At 41.9% G+C, this 16,530-nt stretch carries 10 protein-coding genes; 5 read left to right on the top strand and 5 right to left on the bottom strand.

Annotation, left to right across the window (positions count from 1 at the left end; translation table 11 throughout):
- Positions 1 to 98: 98 nt before the first annotated feature.
- Entirely contained in the window at positions 99 to 3,968 is a 3,870-nt protein-coding gene (locus ACM0OY_RS21095; RefSeq protein WP_414570804.1) for a CHAT domain-containing protein, read from the bottom strand.
- A 266-nt stretch (positions 3,969 to 4,234) separates the two neighbouring features.
- Here ACM0OY_RS21095 and ACM0OY_RS21090 point away from each other — a divergent pair, with 266 nt between their 5' ends.
- The gene (locus ACM0OY_RS21090; RefSeq protein ID WP_414570803.1) at positions 4,235 to 4,510 is read left to right on the top strand and encodes a hypothetical protein; all 276 of its coding nucleotides are present in this window, start codon (positions 4,235 to 4,237) and stop codon (positions 4,508 to 4,510) included.
- Here ACM0OY_RS21090 and ACM0OY_RS21085 read toward each other — a convergent pair.
- Positions 4,507 to 5,205 (bottom strand): hypothetical protein, encoded by a 699-nt coding sequence (locus ACM0OY_RS21085; protein WP_414570802.1) that lies wholly within the window; start codon positions 5,203 to 5,205, stop codon positions 4,507 to 4,509. The genes ACM0OY_RS21090 and ACM0OY_RS21085 overlap by 4 nt on opposite strands.
- A gap of 245 nt (positions 5,206 to 5,450) precedes the next feature.
- On the opposite strand from ACM0OY_RS21085, the gene ACM0OY_RS21080 reads away from it, so the two are divergent.
- Positions 5,451 to 5,597, top strand: a complete 147-nt coding sequence (locus ACM0OY_RS21080) for a hypothetical protein (protein ID WP_414570801.1) — start codon at positions 5,451 to 5,453, stop codon at positions 5,595 to 5,597.
- A 23-nt stretch (positions 5,598 to 5,620) separates the two neighbouring features.
- Complete coding sequence (locus ACM0OY_RS21075; RefSeq protein WP_414570800.1) at positions 5,621 to 7,726, top strand: DNA polymerase III subunit gamma/tau; 2,106 nt, start codon at positions 5,621 to 5,623, stop codon at positions 7,724 to 7,726.
- A gap of 70 nt (positions 7,727 to 7,796) precedes the next feature.
- Here ACM0OY_RS21075 and ACM0OY_RS21070 read toward each other — a convergent pair whose 3' ends face one another.
- Positions 7,797 to 9,203 carry a glycosyltransferase gene (locus ACM0OY_RS21070; protein ID WP_414570799.1) on the bottom strand — a complete coding sequence of 469 codons (1,407 nt, stop codon included), beginning with the start codon at positions 9,201 to 9,203 and terminating at the stop codon, positions 7,797 to 7,799.
- 609 nt (positions 9,204 to 9,812) lie between these two features.
- Between ACM0OY_RS21070 and ebsA the strand changes: the two genes are divergently transcribed.
- On the top strand, positions 9,813 to 10,187 hold the full coding sequence (gene ebsA / locus ACM0OY_RS21065) for a type IV pilus biogenesis protein EbsA (protein WP_414570798.1): 375 nt from the start codon (positions 9,813 to 9,815) through the stop codon (positions 10,185 to 10,187).
- A gap of 220 nt (positions 10,188 to 10,407) precedes the next feature.
- On the opposite strand, the gene ACM0OY_RS21060 is transcribed toward ebsA, so the two are convergent.
- Positions 10,408 to 12,771 (bottom strand): ABC transporter substrate-binding protein, encoded by a 2,364-nt coding sequence (locus tag ACM0OY_RS21060; RefSeq protein ID WP_414570797.1) that lies wholly within the window; start codon positions 12,769 to 12,771, stop codon positions 10,408 to 10,410.
- A gap of 398 nt (positions 12,772 to 13,169) precedes the next feature.
- Between ACM0OY_RS21060 and ACM0OY_RS21055 the strand changes: the two genes are divergently transcribed.
- Positions 13,170 to 13,430: a MoaD/ThiS family protein gene (locus ACM0OY_RS21055; RefSeq protein ID WP_414570796.1), complete on the top strand. Its 261-nt coding sequence runs from the start codon at positions 13,170 to 13,172 to the stop codon at positions 13,428 to 13,430.
- A 141-nt stretch (positions 13,431 to 13,571) separates the two neighbouring features.
- On the opposite strand, the gene ACM0OY_RS21050 is transcribed toward ACM0OY_RS21055, so the two are convergent.
- Complete coding sequence (locus tag ACM0OY_RS21050) at positions 13,572 to 16,526, bottom strand: lamin tail domain-containing protein (RefSeq protein ID WP_414570795.1); 2,955 nt, start codon at positions 16,524 to 16,526, stop codon at positions 13,572 to 13,574.
- Positions 16,527 to 16,530: the final 4 nt, after the last annotated feature.

Below are 16,530 nucleotides of genomic sequence, written 5' to 3'. Positions count from 1 at the left end.
GTCGGGCTATAAATCCCCGACTTAAAATGTCTTTAATGCGTGAATTTTGTTAGCGCAGCTAAGCCGTGTCCGCGAGCGTCATTTTGAATTTTGAATTGTTAATTTGGCTTCCCTGTAATCGTAAATGCTGCCCAATAGTAAGGATGATTATAAAGCTTTTTATCTGATGCCATTTTGCTATTTCTATATAATTGTGTTGCTAAATAAGCTCTAATTCGTACTTCCTCAGGATGCAAATTATTGAGTACATCTTCATACCATTTCGTTAGTTCTCCAGCAGTTAGTTCTTTGAGCCATAGTGTTGCTTCAGCTAAGGCTGTAACTGCTGATTTATCCGGCTGTAATCTTCGGTAAAATTCTATGATTACCAACGCACTAGCAGAAGATTCTACAGTCCAGAGAGTACTCACTACATGAGGAACGCCCTGATTCAAAAAAGCATTAACTAAACTCACATATTCGCTGCTGGTAATGTAGGTGCTGGTAGTGGCATTTTCACAGGCAGAGAGGGTAACAAGATTATAACTTGCTAGACTTTGTTGACAAATTTCTTCTAAAGTGAGTTTATCTTCACCTGCTAATGCCAATTCTGATTTTTTAGGATCACTTAAATTATTAGTTACATAACCAGTAAAATGAAAAATATTGTAATTATCAAATAATGCATTTTTGACAATATCTTTCGTAGCTTGTGAACCCTGGATTCGCTGGTTACGATCAAAAATTTCGCTGACAATTTCCGATTCAAGTTTGGCAAATTTTAGTCCAGGATAACCTGCACTTTCAGGATATTCGACAGTGAGTAATAACTGATTTTGCCACAGCAAAATATCTTGATTTTTGATTGATAAACCTATTTGGGCACAAGGCAAATAAGTAACGGTGAAATTTGGCTCGATATTTGGTAAATGTTCCTCTGATTGAGAAGATATATGAAAAAGGGTATGAATAGGCAATCTGTACAAATCGCGGTGAGGAATTAAAATCAGTTGGGTAATGCCTTCAAGTTCTTGAGCAATTGTGGAAATATTCAGGATTTCATAAAGCTGCAACAGCTTTTGTTCCATATCCACTCGCCAAGGATGCTGAGTTTTACTTTCTTTATCTTGGGCTGTGGTGCGATATTCTTGGTATTGTTGATGCCAATCTTCTAGCCAATTTTCAAATTCAATCAAGCGTCGGACTGCTTCGGGTAGGGGCAATTCATTGAGACGGATGGTCTCTTCTCCTAAAGCGATCGCCCCAACATCTTGAATGGGTGTAAAGAGTAAAATCGGTGATGGCGCTTGGTCTTTGAGAATGAAAGTTTGTAGGGCAACTGGACTAATATGCCAGTAAATAATTGCTGTTGTGGGATTAAATAATTCTTGAATTGCGCCATAATGGGGTGAATAAATATGATCGTTCCAGCCAAAAAGCAGCGAATTTAAACAAGCATTTTTGCCCTGTTCGGCAATTTCCCAGGCTTCTACCACATCACCATAATCTACAGCTAAATCAACTGCCAATTGATCGAAGCCTACAAATTTCAAAGCTAACTGTTTTTTACTTTCTTCAGAACGAGTTTCTTCACTTAGTAATTGTTGTAATAAATCTCTGCCTCGTTGCAGTAATTCTTGAAGTTGTGTTGTTTGTCCCAAACCCATCAGCACTTTGCTTAGGGATTGCAAAACTTCTAAATGCAATTGGGGAAAATATTCTAATGTTAGGGTTAAAAGTGCTTGATGGTATTCGGATGCAGCTTTACGCCAATAATCACGGGGATTCGGCTGTTTCTTACCTTGCTCATAATAAGTATTAGCGATCGCTACATGCAATCTTCCCCATCCTTCTGGGTGAGTATCTGTACGTAGATGCTTTAACCCTTCTTCGTAGGTGGCTAATTTACCTTCGTAGCCTACCTGTTGCAATGCGGGATTTGTTGCTGTGATAATACTCGACAAATTCCGCAATAAATCAGCATCAACTAAATTACCAACGGCGGTTCCCCGCCCAATCCAGGCTTCCCAGTAATCTTGTTTAATTTGCAAAGCGTTGTCATAACAAACGATCGCTTCGGCAAATTGTTCTAAATAAAACAATGCTACTGCTTGATTATACCAGGCTAAGTGGAAGTCGGGTTTAATGGCGATCGCTTGGCGGTAGGAAGCGATGGCTTCTTGGCGGCGTCCTAAGTTATCTAAGGCTACACCCCGGTTGTACCAAGCCAAATAGAAGTCAGCTTGAACTGAAAGTGCTTTGTCCCAAGAAGCGATGGCATCTGACCACCGTCCCAAGTTAAACAATACTACACCCCGGTCTATCCACACTTCGTGGTAGTCTGGATCAATTTCTAGCGCCCTGTCGTAAGATGTAATCGCTTCTTCAAATTGTTCGCCTACGGCTAGGGCGATGCCTCGGTGATACCAATTTTCTTGGTCTTGTGGCTGCAAATCGAGGGCTTGGTCATAGCTAGAAATTGCTTCCCGTAGCCAGCCTAACTTCAGCAGTGCCAAACCTTTACTAGACCAAGCCTCTTGGTAGTCTGGCTTGATTTCGATCGCCTTGTCAAAGGAAGCGATCGCTTCTTCAAAGTATCCTAATTCTCCCAGAATTCCACCCCGGTTGTACCAGGCTTTGTAGAAGTCGGGTTTAAGTTCAATGGCTGTTTCATAAGCTGCGATCGCTTCTTCAAAACGTTCTAAATGAAACAGTGTCAAACCGCGATTAAACCAATATTCCCAAAATTCCGGTTGCAGTTCAATGGCTCGATCATAAGATGCGATCGCCCCTAACAAATCACCTGTTTTGGCTTGCTGAAGACCTTGGTAAAACCACGCTTGAGCTTGGTTAACAGGATCGTTGCCGTATCGCTCAATAATACTTGAAGAATTGCTGCTTTGAACTGCCAAATTGGAAGCAAGTTGCTGTACTAAGTTACTACTTTGATCCAACCTCACCCACAACTCATCTAAAGTATTAGCTACATTTGGCTCTAAATTCGCTAAAGTGCTATCCCAGGTTTTCTCTGAGTCAGTTGTTACTAATTCAGTCTTTTGCCTAGCAGGAAGGAGATTTGCTGCTGTTTGAGTTGGAGTATCTTCCTCTTGGTCGTCCCACCTCAACTGAGTTAATGTAGTAATTGAATCTCTTGCTGGCGGGAGAGGGAGATTTTCGGGTATTGTGCTTTGGGTATCTTCTGCTTGATACTCCAATATCACTTCCTCTAAACCCTCGGTGAATACTTCTTCAACAGAGGTATTTTCGGGTACTGGCGTTATTGTTTGGGTATCCAGGTCATCATATTCCCATAACTCTTCGCTTAAATTAAGGATTAACTCTTGTCCAGGTGAAGTTATGGCAATTTCTTCATCAGCTGTAGTTTCTGTGACATCTGGCTCATCATACTCCCATAACTGTTCCCCTAAGTCGCGGATCAGTTCTTGCCCAGGAGTAGCTTCTGTGACATCTGGCTCATCATACTCCCATAACTGTTCCCCTAAGTCGCGGATCAGTTCTTGCCCAGGAGTCAATTCAACTAGATTTTGTGCCTGATTGTCCTCATCCTCTATTTCTGTTTCTATTTCTGTGGGTAAGTTTTGCATCAGCCGTATGCCAATCTCATAGGCAACATCTCCAATTCTGCCGATACCAAGTTCTCCCAGCTGTACCATCTGTATTGCTAACTGCGGATTTGGTGTGGGTGAAGCTAGCAAGCTTTCGCCAAACATCACCAACCAATCTATCCAGCGTTCAGCCGGAATGCGATTTTCGATTCGTTGCAGATACCTCAATGCCCACTGGCGTCCTCGTCGTTGATCCACGCCTTCTAGCAATTGGATAAACAATTGTTCCAAATCAGCATTGGTTAGTTCTGGTAGAATCTCTACCAGATTGTGTCCTCTTGCACCCTTGAAAGAACTGGTCTGCTTAGTTTCAATGAGGCGCTTTAAAAACCTTTTAAGCGACTGAGATATCCGCCTGAGCATCTGCCACACTCTTGGATTTTGTTTTTCTAGATTGTAGCCATCGTTGTGTTAAAAAAGTCATGAATTACGTGAAAACCCATTATATCCGTACAGTGTTTCTGTGGCAGGCTAGCAAAAAATACACAAAAGGTCAAGATTACAGCATTAAAACGCTACTAATTTCAGATTTTAGATTTTAGATTATTTCGCTACTCCTGCACAGAAGCAAGCTATATGCTCCACTACTATAGGTGGGAATTAATCCAAAATAAAAAATTTAAAATCCGATGCTTGAAGACTCGCTAACGCCACGCTATCAAGCCCTTACCCAGAGTAATCTGTTTCAATCCAAAATAGTTCGACTGAGCGACTTGTGCCGATTTGTACTGACTTGTGCTGAGTGGCTTGTCCTGAGCAGAGCCGTTGGCGCAGCCTCTCGTAGAGAAGCAAGCCGAAGTAGCGTAGTCGAAGTAGCGAACGCGAGTGCGTCTCGTAGAGAAGTCGAGGTAAGCCGAAATCCAAAATTTAAAATCCAAAATAGATTGACTTTGGAAAATGATTAATTTTCTGTTTGCTCTGTAGCCGATTGACCACCGGAATATAATTGACTAATTAATGCCTGCACTAGAAGTTCCGGATCGTCAGTTTCAACAGCCAACTGCTGGGCAATCTGATGGCGTAAATTTTCATCGTGCTGCAACATAACAAATAGTTCTTCTAGGGTGACTGTTTGGTATTCTCCTTCTGGTAAATTTTCTCCTTCATATACTTCCTCAGACACTGGGGCGGTTGGTTTAGATGGTAAAGTAGTGTTCACAGCATCCGGCCCTTCATATTCCAAAATTGGTTCGCCTTGATTGCGTTTTAACAACTGCATCCCGATATTATAAGCAACATCTGTCATTTCTCCGATGCCCAACTCACCCAGTTGTACCAACCGCGCAGCCATTTCATTATTAGGCGTGGGTGATGCTAGCAACCTTTCACCAAAGCGTCTCAACCACTCAACCCAGCGTTCAGTTGTGATCCGATGTTCAATATTATGCAACCACTTGCGTGCCCAAGCTTCACCCCGTGCTTGATTTACTCCTTGCAACAGTTCGTTGAAGAGAAATTCCAGATCCGTATCGCCCAGAGGTGGTGCTGGTTCTTTTTGCACAATCCCCCTAGCTTTTGAGATAGTCTGTTTTCCACCAAACAAGCTTTGAAAAAGCTTTTTGAGCCATTGAACTAGCCGCTTGAGCATCTGCTGCACCATTGAGTGTTGTTTATCCTTAAGATTGTAGCGATCGCATTGCGCTATGGCGTTAGTTCCGTCAAGAAAATTCGGGATTAGGGACTGGGGACTGGGGAGTGTGGGGAGATTATAAAAAGTTTCCCATTTTCATCCTTGACACACTCCCAGTCCCTAGTGCCCAATCCCCACTCGCCAATTTTAGAACAAATGTACTAAATGGTATGCTATAATTCGGATGCATCGATGGTGAAATCATAGTTAAAAATATGTTCTCTTGGCTTGCTTCTCTTAGTGCCAAAATTTACAGAGTCAATTTAGTGCAATTGGTATGGCAACATCAACAAACAAAGCAGGTGCAAGAGATTAAAATAATTGAATCCCAAATTCGACTCGGTGCTATTAATCAACGTTAAAAGGCATTGAAGTCTATATTTCCATGTCTTACGAACCCCTGCACCACAAGTATCGCCCCAAGAGTTTTGCTCAACTGGTAGGTCAAGAGGCGATCGCCACCACCCTCACCAATGCGATCGGCACATCCAAAATCGCCCCCGCCTATTTATTCACCGGACCTAGAGGTACGGGGAAAACTTCTAGTGCTCGAATTCTAGCTAAATCTCTTAATTGTCTCAAAAGTGACAAGCCCACCGCCGACCCCTGCGGTGTCTGTGATGTTTGCCAGGGAATCACCAAAGGCTATTCCTTAGACGTAATTGAAATCGACGCTGCCAGTAACACTGGTGTCGATAATATCCGAGAGTTGATTGAAAAAGCTCAGTTTGCTCCTGTGCAGTGCCGCTACAAGGTTTATGTGATTGATGAATGCCACATGCTCAGTAATCAGGCATTCAACGCGTTATTAAAAACATTAGAGGAACCACCAAAGCACGTAGTTTTTGTCTTGGCGACAACAGACCCGCAACGGGTGTTACCAACAATTATTTCACGTTGTCAGCGGTTTGATTTTAGACGTATTCACCTAGAAGCGATGGTTAAGCATTTAAGTGCGATCGCCTCTAAAGAAAACATTGATATTTCACCCGATGCTGTAACTTTGGTAGCCCAACTTTCTCAAGGGGGGTTACGGGATGCCGAAAGTTTGCTTGACCAATTGGCTTTATTAGCGGGTGAAGTGACACCAGATAAAGTTTGGGATTTGGTGGGGACGGTAAGCGAACAAGACTTACTAGGGCTTTTAGCAGCGATCGCTCAAGATAAACCAGAAGCAGTTCTGGACTGTACCCACTACATTTTAGATCGTGGTCGAGAACCGCTGACTATTCTGCAAAATCTCGCCGGTTTTTACCGCGATTTACTGATTGCCAAAACAGCACCCAATCGCCACGATTTGGTTGCTTGTACTCAGCAAACTTGGAAAGCGCTGGTGGAGTTTGCCCAAAACTGGCACATGACCATGATTTTGGCAGGACAGGAACACTTACGAACAGCTGAAGTGCAAATCAAAAACAGCACCCAGCCACGTTTGTGGTTGGAGGTAACAATATTAGGACTGTTACCCAGTGCAACGAATATTCAGCCACAAGCCCCAAATTTACCATTGCAAGTTAATACACCTGCTGTATCTCCAAACTACCATCTAGTAACCGCCCAAAATCATCCAGTCTCTTCCGTACCTTTAACTAATGGGCAAACAAATCACAATTTAGCAAATCATCATCTAGCAGCTGCCCAAAATCACCCCATCACATCATCTTCTCCAGATGAACGGCAAACAAACCACAATTCTGGAACCCATCATTTAGCAGCTGCCCAAAATCACTCTGTCAGATCATCTACCCCAAACGAGAAGCAAACAAATCACAGTTCTGCCATTAACTCAGTTTCACAATCAACCCCAGAACCCGTACCTTCTGCCAACAGTGAGGCAGCAACCTTAGAAGTTGTTGAGACACCACAATACGACTTAACTCAAGTTTGGCAACAAGTACTTGCTAACTTCCAACCAATCTCAAGGCGAGAACTCCTACGTCAAATGTGCCAACTCATCGAGTTCGATGGTGCAGTGGCTCATATTGCTATCAAACCGGCATGGTATGAAAAAGTTAAATCCGATTTACCTATAATTGTCACGGCTTTCCAGCAGACTTTCCAACATGAAGTTAAGGTAAATCTGGAAAAAGGAACTTCATTAAACTCTACCCCAGGCAAAAAAGCTCCTGCACGGCAAGATTCTACTCGTCCTCAGCAACCAGCTACTCCCACTTCCAATGGGCAAATTCCGCCTCCAGCACCAGTACCACAGCCAGCCACACCACAACCAGTACCAACACCACCAGTAAAAACCGAATCGTCAGCAAGGAATGGCAATGGGGTGAATGGAAATGGGGTAAAAACTTTGCCTCCACCACCAACCCAAACACCTCCACCTAATTGGGAACCGGATGAAGTAGCGATCGCAGCTCAACGTTTAGCAGAATTTTTTAACGGTCAAGTTATCCGTTTCACAGATGATTCAACAGAATTTTCTGATTCCATGACTACACCTGAATGGGTAGAAGAATCAGAGGTTGATGATGAATAAAAAAATGCAAAATTATTTGTAATTTTGCATTTTAAATTTTAAATTTTGAATTTTAAATTCCCCTTAGGGGCTATTCTCCAGTCCCAGTATGTAAGGTTTTCACCCATTTCAGCCGCTTTGGTCTGACAGATATGCGGGCGGTAGTACTGCTCATGACTACTAGCCAGTGCAGCATATATAAACTGCCGCGTACAGTCTGTAGCAGTAAGGTAAAATACGTAGAAAATGAGAATTCCCGATCTTGACGTATCCGCCTCAAGCCTGTGAACATGCCCACCATCGACATGGTGACGGACAAGCTTGTAATGGGACTTAACATTGGTGGACGATGACGAGCGATCGCCATTAATAAATCTGGTACTGCTGCTGTTGGCAAAATATACATAATCAGCATAAACATCAGCAAATCCCAGCTTTTGCGGGTTCCCATGCGGTTTTTGAGAATTAAATCCCAATAATCCAAATAGCGCTGATATCCGCCTTCTGCCCAACGGTTGCGCTGATGCCAGAGTGCAACTGCTTTTGTCACTCCTTCTTCTTGCACTGCTGGATGGAAAACACACTCAATATCCCATTTTTCCAGATGTAAGCGGATTGTTAAATCCAAGTCATCGGTAATGGTTTCTTCATTCCAGCCACCGCAGGTTAAGAGGGCTGAACGCCTGACAAATTGACCGTTGCCGCGTAATTCGCCAATTCCACCAAGGGCTGTGCGCTGTTGTTGAAACCAGGTATCAAGTGCCATTTCGGCCATTTGACCCTTAGTCCAAAAATTTTCTTTGGCGTTGGCGATCGCTTTTCGCACCTGCACCGCCCCCACATTTTCTCTTTGGAATAAAGGTATTACCTGTGATAATAAATCTGGTGTCACTTGGGCGTCAGCATCAAACACGGCAATGATGTCGCCCTTTGTCAGGGGTAGGACTTGATTCAAAGCTCCCGACTTACCACCACTAGCGTCTGCTGAGCGCGTGAGTACTTTCAGCTTGTCATATTTATGCTGTAGCTCTGTTAATAAATGGGGTGTATTATCGGTGCTGCGATCGTCAATTACCCATACTTCGTATTTGCCCTCTGGATAATCTAGATTACAAAGATTTTTGGCTAATTTAGCAATTACCGCTTCCTCATTTTTTGCAGCCACTAATACAGAGACATAGGGATAATCTCCCTGCATTTCTTTTGGTGAGCGACGAGGTTTGGTAAACACTACCACCAAAGCATGAAGGCCTAGAACGGTGGTTAATCCTAGAATGAATATGGATGCCCAAGAAACTAAATGCAGAGCGATCGTGCCACTCCAGACGATAGTCAAGACCAGAGCTGCTTTACGTCTACGACCTTGAAACCGGGATGGTAGAGACACACATTCTGTCTCTAACACAGACTCCTCATCTACTGAGAGGTCAGACAACAAGGAGTTGAGTGGATCGAGCTCTTGATAAGAATCTTTTTCGGGCCAGGAATTCGCTGGCATAGGTTGGGTTGCTTGATTCAAAAACCACTATATCTTATCTACAGTTAGTAATTTTACGGAGAAATATCCCTAACTACTTTTCCCGAAATTAATTCGGAATGGGCAAACTGTAATACCCGCTATCCCTAAGCCAAGAGCTTCTGGGACTACCATTGTTGTCACTGCCACTGTGTTTAATTACCTTGCATTAACCACATTTACCACTCCTAGACACAAGCTGGATTCCTTTGATAGCCGCTTGGCCAGGAAGCTTGTAGAGTAGAGAGTTTCACCAACGGAAACTCCAGTTTAGGCGATTTGATAGCAAGGCATCAGCAGCTTGTCCTTGGAAGAAACAGCAATAACCGCATCCACCACTTTAGAGCAGGGATTTTTTAGTGTATTGCCCCAACTTCGATAAAAGTTAACGCAGCCTTATTGTAACCGAAATTTTAATATTTCTTAGCAGTAACTTCATTTATTGGGTATTGGTCATTAGGCATTAGGGATTAATTATTTTCCTTATCTCCCCATCTCCCCACCTCCCCACTATGTGCTTTAGACACATTTTTTGGGAATACTACTATGAGCCTATCGCCAGTTGCCAACTAACTTGAGGAATATCTAATAATGTCTATTGAGCAACTTCAACCAGCCACTCAACAACAAGCCAATGTTTACTTACCTTACGTTCAAGGCGCTAAAAGGAATTTTTTACCTTTTGCCATTAGTCTTTATCAAAAAGGCGTTTTGGAGGGACATCGAAAAATAGAAGCTAGTGAACATGTCCCTTTCGTTGCCTCCTGGAATGTTGCTACTCTACCTTCAGATTTAACACGTTGCCGAGTACAGTTTGATGGCAATGCTGAACTGAGCTACGAACTGATGATGGCGAGTTTCGAGTTTATTAATTATTTAATTGAACTTATGGAAAACTATAAACGTTATCGCACCACCGATTTTTCACAACCGTTCTATCGCAAGTTGCTACGCATAGATGATTGATGTAACTCAGCCGGATTTATACCAGTTTGATTTATCCTAAAAAGAAGATTTCCGATATATTAAAAAGGTCGGAAATCTCTGCCACAAAATATTAATTTATTCATCGCTGTCATCAAAGTTTACTTGCTCATAAAGGTCACTCAGTTGAATTTAAAAATCAAGGGTTTGTAACAAGAAACTTGCAGATTCACCTTTAACCTAGAATTTAATCACCTGGAAATTACTTTGATAAATCCAAAGGTAGAAATTCAATTTGTCCTGTATTGGGGTTTTGTATAATTTTTACTAAATGAATATTATCCTGTTGCCGATCGCCATTTGGTTTAAAAGAAATTAAGCCTGTGGCGCCACTTGCTTTAAAATTAGTTTCAGCGATCGCTTGTTGCACATTTTCACGACTGGGTGATGGTATTTTTTCCAAGGCTGTTAGCAATACACGAGTTGCATCGTAAGATAATGCAGTGTACCAATTCCCTGTTTTTCCCCAAAATTTCTCTACTTGTTTGGGAAAATTTCGATTTAAATTACTTCTCGAATGCCAAGGTATAGCTACTACTGCACCTGCTTGATTGTCTACTAATGGTTTGAGAAGTTTATTATTGTCTATACTATCTCCACCGACTACTAAATATTTGTGTTTTTTCGCATATTCAATTACCTGAACTGCGGAATCAGAAGTTAGACCATCGGTAGTTGTAAATAAAACAATTACATTTGCTTTTTGCTCTTGCACCTGGTTTATAGTAGATTCGATATTGTCATATAAAGGTATCTCTGCTACTACTTCTCCACCTAATTCAGAAAGTCTACCTTTCATTTGTGCTTGCAGAGATTTACTGTAAGTACTGTTAGGATTGAAAAATATTGCCGCTTTTAGCTTATTTTCTTTTTTCAGGTAGTTAGCTAAAGTTTCGGCAATAACACGATTGCTAGGAACAACACGAAAAAAACAATTAGGATAATTTGATTTACAGGATGTAGATAAAGATTCTGATGTGGCTGTTGCAGAAACTAATAAGAGATGCTGTGCTTGATAAATTTTGATAGCTTCTAGAGTGGTGTCACTTCTCAAATGACCAATAACCGCTAAAACATCAGCTTTATTTACTAAACTTTCTGCTATTTTTTGAGCATCTTCTTCTTGATTGGAATCACTAGCAATCAAAACTTTCAAACCGATTTTTTGGGTTTTATATTTTTGATTAAATTCATTTTGTGCCTGTGCAACACCACGTAATATTTCTTTGCTGGAGTTAATGTTATCATTATTATTGCTGAGAGGTGTAACAACAGCGATGGTGTAGGCATTAATTTTCTCAACTTCTAAGCGGCTGTTATTAAGATAAATCAAGGTTTCCGGATCGCGATTCTTTTGCCATGCCTTGTCTAACCAAATAATCGCATTTTGGTAATTCCCTCCAGCGATCGCCTTTACTCCTCGTTCTTTTTCTGTTACTCTCATATTGATATTTGGTAACAGAATTTCTTCCCCACAACTGATATTATCCTCTAAAGGAAAACTCCTCAGCCAAATTTTTGAACATCCATTTACTCCGTTAAAATACCAATAAGCGCTAGGTAATCCAACTCCAAATAAAATAGCCGTGCCAGCTACCCAAGGTGAAATACCTGGTAAAGTAATTGGATGATTCAGGCGTCGTAAAATTACTTGAGTATTTTCTGGACGATTTTTCCAATATGGCTCCATCATTTCATCGAGCAAATCAAAAAGCGATCGCCACCTCAACTTCTCTAACCAGTTTCTCCAAGAATTTGAGTTAAATAAAACTTGGTCGCGCCAAATTAACTTACCTGTTTGGTGGTCTTCTTCCAGATTCAATGGCAGCTTTCCAGTTAGTAAATGCACAAAAGTTCGTCCTAAAGCAAAAAAATCTGATTGCTTTACTACTGTGCCTTTCATTTGTTCGGGTGATGAATAACCCACTGTACCAACTATGGTATTTTCATTTTGTTGCTGCACATAAGTTTGTGCTAAATCGCGTACTGCTCCAAAGTCAATTAACACAAGTTGTCCATCTGGTTTAACCATGATGTTTGCTGGTTTAATATCCCGATGAAAATAGCCCTGAGCATGAACTTGCTCTAAAATTTGTAGTATTTGTTTTAAATAAGCGATCGCTAGTTCTGGTGTGATGGGTTTATTATCCCGATTTTTTAACCATTGTTGTAAATTTAAACCCTCAATTTTTTCCATTACCAAGCAGTATAATGGCTCTGGGCAATTTGGAAAGTTCAATTCAAAATATCCATCTGGCTCAACTTGAGGAATTCCTGAATTATTTAAGCGAATTAACACCTCAGCTTCTCGCTTAAATAAATTAACTATTTTAGATTTTTTGTCTGAATCACTAAATAAAGATAAATTCAAAACCTTGAGAACTTTTTTTATGCCGTTATCTTCTAGTTCAAAAGTTCGAGAAAAGCCTCCGCTACCCAATAATTTAATTACTCGGTACTTGTTTTCTAGTAACAAGTTTGCCCCACAGTTACGACAGAAAGTGTTACCGTTGGCATTCATTAAATCGGCAGGATTTGGACACTTGGGATTGAGGCAATAACTCATATAGGAATCATACAGCAGAATTCAAAATTCAGGAGTCAGGATTGGGAAGTAAAACAGGCTTGGCACTAGGGTTTGAGACTTCGAGTGCGTACATTACATTCCTAAAAATCCGGTGTATTTAATTTTTGAAATTATCTACGTAGTCAGGTAATGGGGAGTAGAGACAGACGCAATTAACCCTTGTCTGTGCGACAATAGGGAATCAGGCTTTTCGAGTTGAGGGCGAGTTTTTTCAAAAATCAAATCGTATTCCTGTAGAACTAAGGGTATTACTTGAGTGTGCAATATTATTCGACCTTGATTTGTGCCCACCTGCTTAGTAATGTATAATAAATTTCAAAAATTCAGGGCGCTTCTCAAGCATTAAAATACTTGCTGGCGCTGCCAAAGCATTTTGTATGTCTAAATCTGCAATTACCGTTACCGTCAAATTGTTCGCCGCTTATCAAGAAGCTTTTCAGGTTTCAGAATTAGTACTGGAATTTCCCAATGGTACGCCGGTGAGAGCAGTATGCGATCGCCTCATAGTCGAACACCCTGAACTCTCCCAATGGCGTGATGTCACCCGCTTTGGAGTTAATCTGATATTCGTCGAACCAGATACCCTCTTACAAGATGGCGATGAAGTTGTATTAATTCCGCCAGTTAGCGGCGGCTAAAGGACTTCTAGGGGAAGACGAGAAGACGGGAAGACGCTGGGACAAGCAAAATAACTCTTGTACAGACACGATTAATCGCGCCTCTCTTGTACAGACGCGATTAATCGCGTCTCTCTTGTACAGACGCGATTAATCGCGTCTCTACTTCACCTTGGCGCGGAAGCGGACAAAGCCGTAAACATCTTTGACTAGAGTCGGTAAATCTGGACTGCGGGTGATATTCACCATCACAGCGCCATTGGTGTTAGTACCGCAGGATGATGGGGCTAACTCGTTAGCAGGATAATAACGTCCGCGATCGCCATCCTCTACATTGCTAAAGTAAACTGTAGGATTACTAGAACTAACTGCAAGGGCAATACCTCGATCTGCTCCTGATAAACCACCATCATTAGGAGTATTACCATTAAACGCAGTGGGAATAAAACTAGCATTACTAGGAACTAAGTCGCAGAATTTAACGTTACTAGCATCATTCGGCCCCTTGGAAAGAAAGTAGATAGTATATTCCAGCTCATCTCCTGGCTTCACAGTCCCAGCATTAATCACTCCCCGCAGATAGCCAGCAGGCCATTTTGCATCGTTATCTTCGGAAGCATAGGGTTCTGGTAGATAGTTGGTAGCAGTACTAGCAACGTCGCTGCGACCATCTACAATGTCGGTTAAATCTTGATTATTGATGCGAGTGATGCGTTTGACTAACAAAAGTTTTGCATTGGTAACAGTAGCACCGTTATTGTTTTCGCCGACGCTGTTAACGCGAGTACCTATGGTATCAGTGTCTCTAGTTGGTAGATAATTTGGACATCGTGTGCTGGCGTTCCCACTCGTAGCTGCTTCCCAGCAAGCACTGGTATTGGTATCCTGTCCATTGGGAGTTAAGCTGATAGATTGCCCAATGTTAGCCCCAATTAAAGAAGACTGATATGTGTTGTCCCAGAGATTGAGAACACTCGCCGGAGGTGTATTAATTTCATTACCGCTGCCATAGGCAACATAGTCAATAATTTTATTTTGATTATCGTACAACCAAACATCATCACCCAAATTGTTGAGTTTGGGAGTTTGTCCTAACCAAGTTTGAAAAGCTGCTCCTGTGGCTTGATGATTGGGGTTGTTATCCCCAATCCAAATCACAGCATATTGCCCTGGTTGTAAGATTGTGCCGTTAGGAAATGTATAAGTAAAGCCGTTAGTACTATCATTATCATCAGCAGTCAAGTGTCCATCTCCTAACTTCAAACCACTCAAATCTACAGATGATGAAGAAGCATTATACAGTTCAATAAATTCATCGTTAGTATTAGTATTTGTGCCAGTTTCGTTATACAAAACTTCGTTGATTATGACTTTGCCAGCATTCGGTGAAACTATATCAACAATGTTCAATGGAGTTGGTACAGATTGACCGGGATAATAAGTCCATAAATCCAACCCTTTGGTATCTCCAAAAGAGCCGTTGCATGATGACCCAGCGTTACCACCGTTATTATTACTGAGATCGTTTTGACCAAATTTCCGGTTATTGCTGGCGGTGTCAAAGCCATTAAGTGGGTCGCTAAAGGCTGGGTTTGGTGGGTTACTACCACATAGTACTTGACCAGAAGTACCGATTTGAGTGCCACCGATGGTTTTATAACCGCGATCGTCGTAAAATCCTCTACTGTTGCCTATAGGATTAGTGGCATTCAGCATTGTAATCGTAGGACCACCAGTAAAATTGTTTTCTGCGTCTAGCAATGGAAAGTGATATTCACCTCCATAAGTTCTGACACTAACTTTGTAATTACTGCCAACCGGGAAAAAATTGCCACTGTTATCTTTACCATCCCAATTAATTGCTTGCTGTCCCGCTGTAGTCATGATTCCTCGCAAAAGGCGGTTTTGGGAGTTAGTGGGATCAAAATTGCTGCCGTCTCGGCTGATAATCAGTTCGTAAGTACCTGCTACGTTGCTGTCAAAGCTCAAAGTACCACCTGTGCTGTAAGAACTGTTATTTCCTCCAGCTGTGCCGTTGAATTGTAAATTACTAACAACAGGAATAATTGGGCTAAGAGGAATGCCAGTCCCTTCTAAAGTGCCATCTCGTTTGTAGCGGTCAACGTATGGAAGTACGCTGGCATCGATGGAGTTAAAAAAGGTAGCGTATTGAGGACGAGCTAAGCTAACACCGCCTTGGGGATTTGCCAGCTGACTATCCGCCCCCAGTATGTCGTGGTACAGAGGCGTTATCCCGTCACTGTCAAAAAAGCCAGTTTGATTACCATAGAGAACGAATCCATTAGGATCTGTACCTCTGAGTTCTACTTTATATCGGAAACCATCTGTGGTTACTGGATAGACTGGGAAGTTGAGATATCGACCATTATTACCAGTAAATAAGGCCAGATAATAGCTGAATAATCGCCCGTTCAAGTCAGTTGTTGAAGTTTGATCGCTACTGCGTACTGTTACATCCCAAGCTGCAACACTAGTTCCTTGTTGATTGCCAAAGTTGCTCCCATTACTCAAATTAATTTCACCAGTAGGAGCGCCATTATTTGCAGAGTTACCTCCTTCAGGCCCATAGAAAACGATGTCATAAACTCCAGTGGATGGAGCCTGGTAGTAGCAGGGAAGATAGCCGTTGGGATTACCTGTGCCAGAAATAGCACGGGGGCCATTTAACTCCTGTTGGCGAGTTGAAATAAAGCCTCGCCCAGGTTGAGAAGTACACACAAAATCTGCTGTGTTGGGAACGCTTTCACTGCCAATACTTCCACTGACACGACCGGGGTTGTAAACGCGGATATTACCATTATTTACCCCAACTGCGCTGGAACCCAAAAGAATATACTCATCTTTGTTGGCATAGACTTTTAGTAAAGTTCGTCGCAGCACCAGACCGCCATAAGTATCAGTACGCCACTCTAAGTTAGCTCTGCTACTGCTGGCTGGGGCAGTACTGGGATATAGGGTGCGACTACCTTCAGCTTGAGCAGATTGTATGCCAAAATTTAGGTAGCACAGTGAGAGAGCAAGGCCAGTTAGTACTTTTTTATAACGGTTGAGGTGGTTTTTCTTGACCGCTAAAAGACATTTTAAAACTAGACTCATTTAT

This window comes from Nostoc sp. CCY 9925 (genome assembly GCF_963920935.1).
In the GTDB taxonomy this organism is placed as follows: Bacteria; Cyanobacteriota; Cyanobacteriia; order Cyanobacteriales; family Nostocaceae; genus Nostoc.
This window is presented reverse-complemented; position numbering and strand designations above follow the sequence as displayed.

Excerpts from the sequence above, each read along its gene's own strand:
- ACM0OY_RS21095 (WP_414570804.1), bottom strand. The coding sequence starts at position 3,968 with ATGCTCAGGCGGATATCTCAGTCGCTTAAAAGGTTTTTAAAGCGCCTC.
- ACM0OY_RS21090 (WP_414570803.1), top strand. The coding sequence starts at position 4,235 with ATGCTTGAAGACTCGCTAACGCCACGCTATCAAGCCCTTACCCAGAGT.
- ACM0OY_RS21085 (WP_414570802.1), bottom strand. The coding sequence starts at position 5,205 with ATGGTGCAGCAGATGCTCAAGCGGCTAGTTCAATGGCTCAAAAAGCTT.
- ACM0OY_RS21080 (WP_414570801.1), top strand. The coding sequence starts at position 5,451 with ATGTTCTCTTGGCTTGCTTCTCTTAGTGCCAAAATTTACAGAGTCAAT.
- ACM0OY_RS21075 (WP_414570800.1), top strand. The coding sequence starts at position 5,621 with ATGTCTTACGAACCCCTGCACCACAAGTATCGCCCCAAGAGTTTTGCT.
- ACM0OY_RS21070 (WP_414570799.1), bottom strand. The coding sequence starts at position 9,203 with ATGCCAGCGAATTCCTGGCCCGAAAAAGATTCTTATCAAGAGCTCGAT.
- ebsA (WP_414570798.1), top strand. The coding sequence starts at position 9,813 with ATGTCTATTGAGCAACTTCAACCAGCCACTCAACAACAAGCCAATGTT.
- ACM0OY_RS21060 (WP_414570797.1), bottom strand. The coding sequence starts at position 12,771 with ATGAGTTATTGCCTCAATCCCAAGTGTCCAAATCCTGCCGATTTAATG.
- ACM0OY_RS21055 (WP_414570796.1), top strand. The coding sequence starts at position 13,170 with ATGTCTAAATCTGCAATTACCGTTACCGTCAAATTGTTCGCCGCTTAT.
- ACM0OY_RS21050 (WP_414570795.1), bottom strand. The coding sequence starts at position 16,526 with ATGAGTCTAGTTTTAAAATGTCTTTTAGCGGTCAAGAAAAACCACCTC.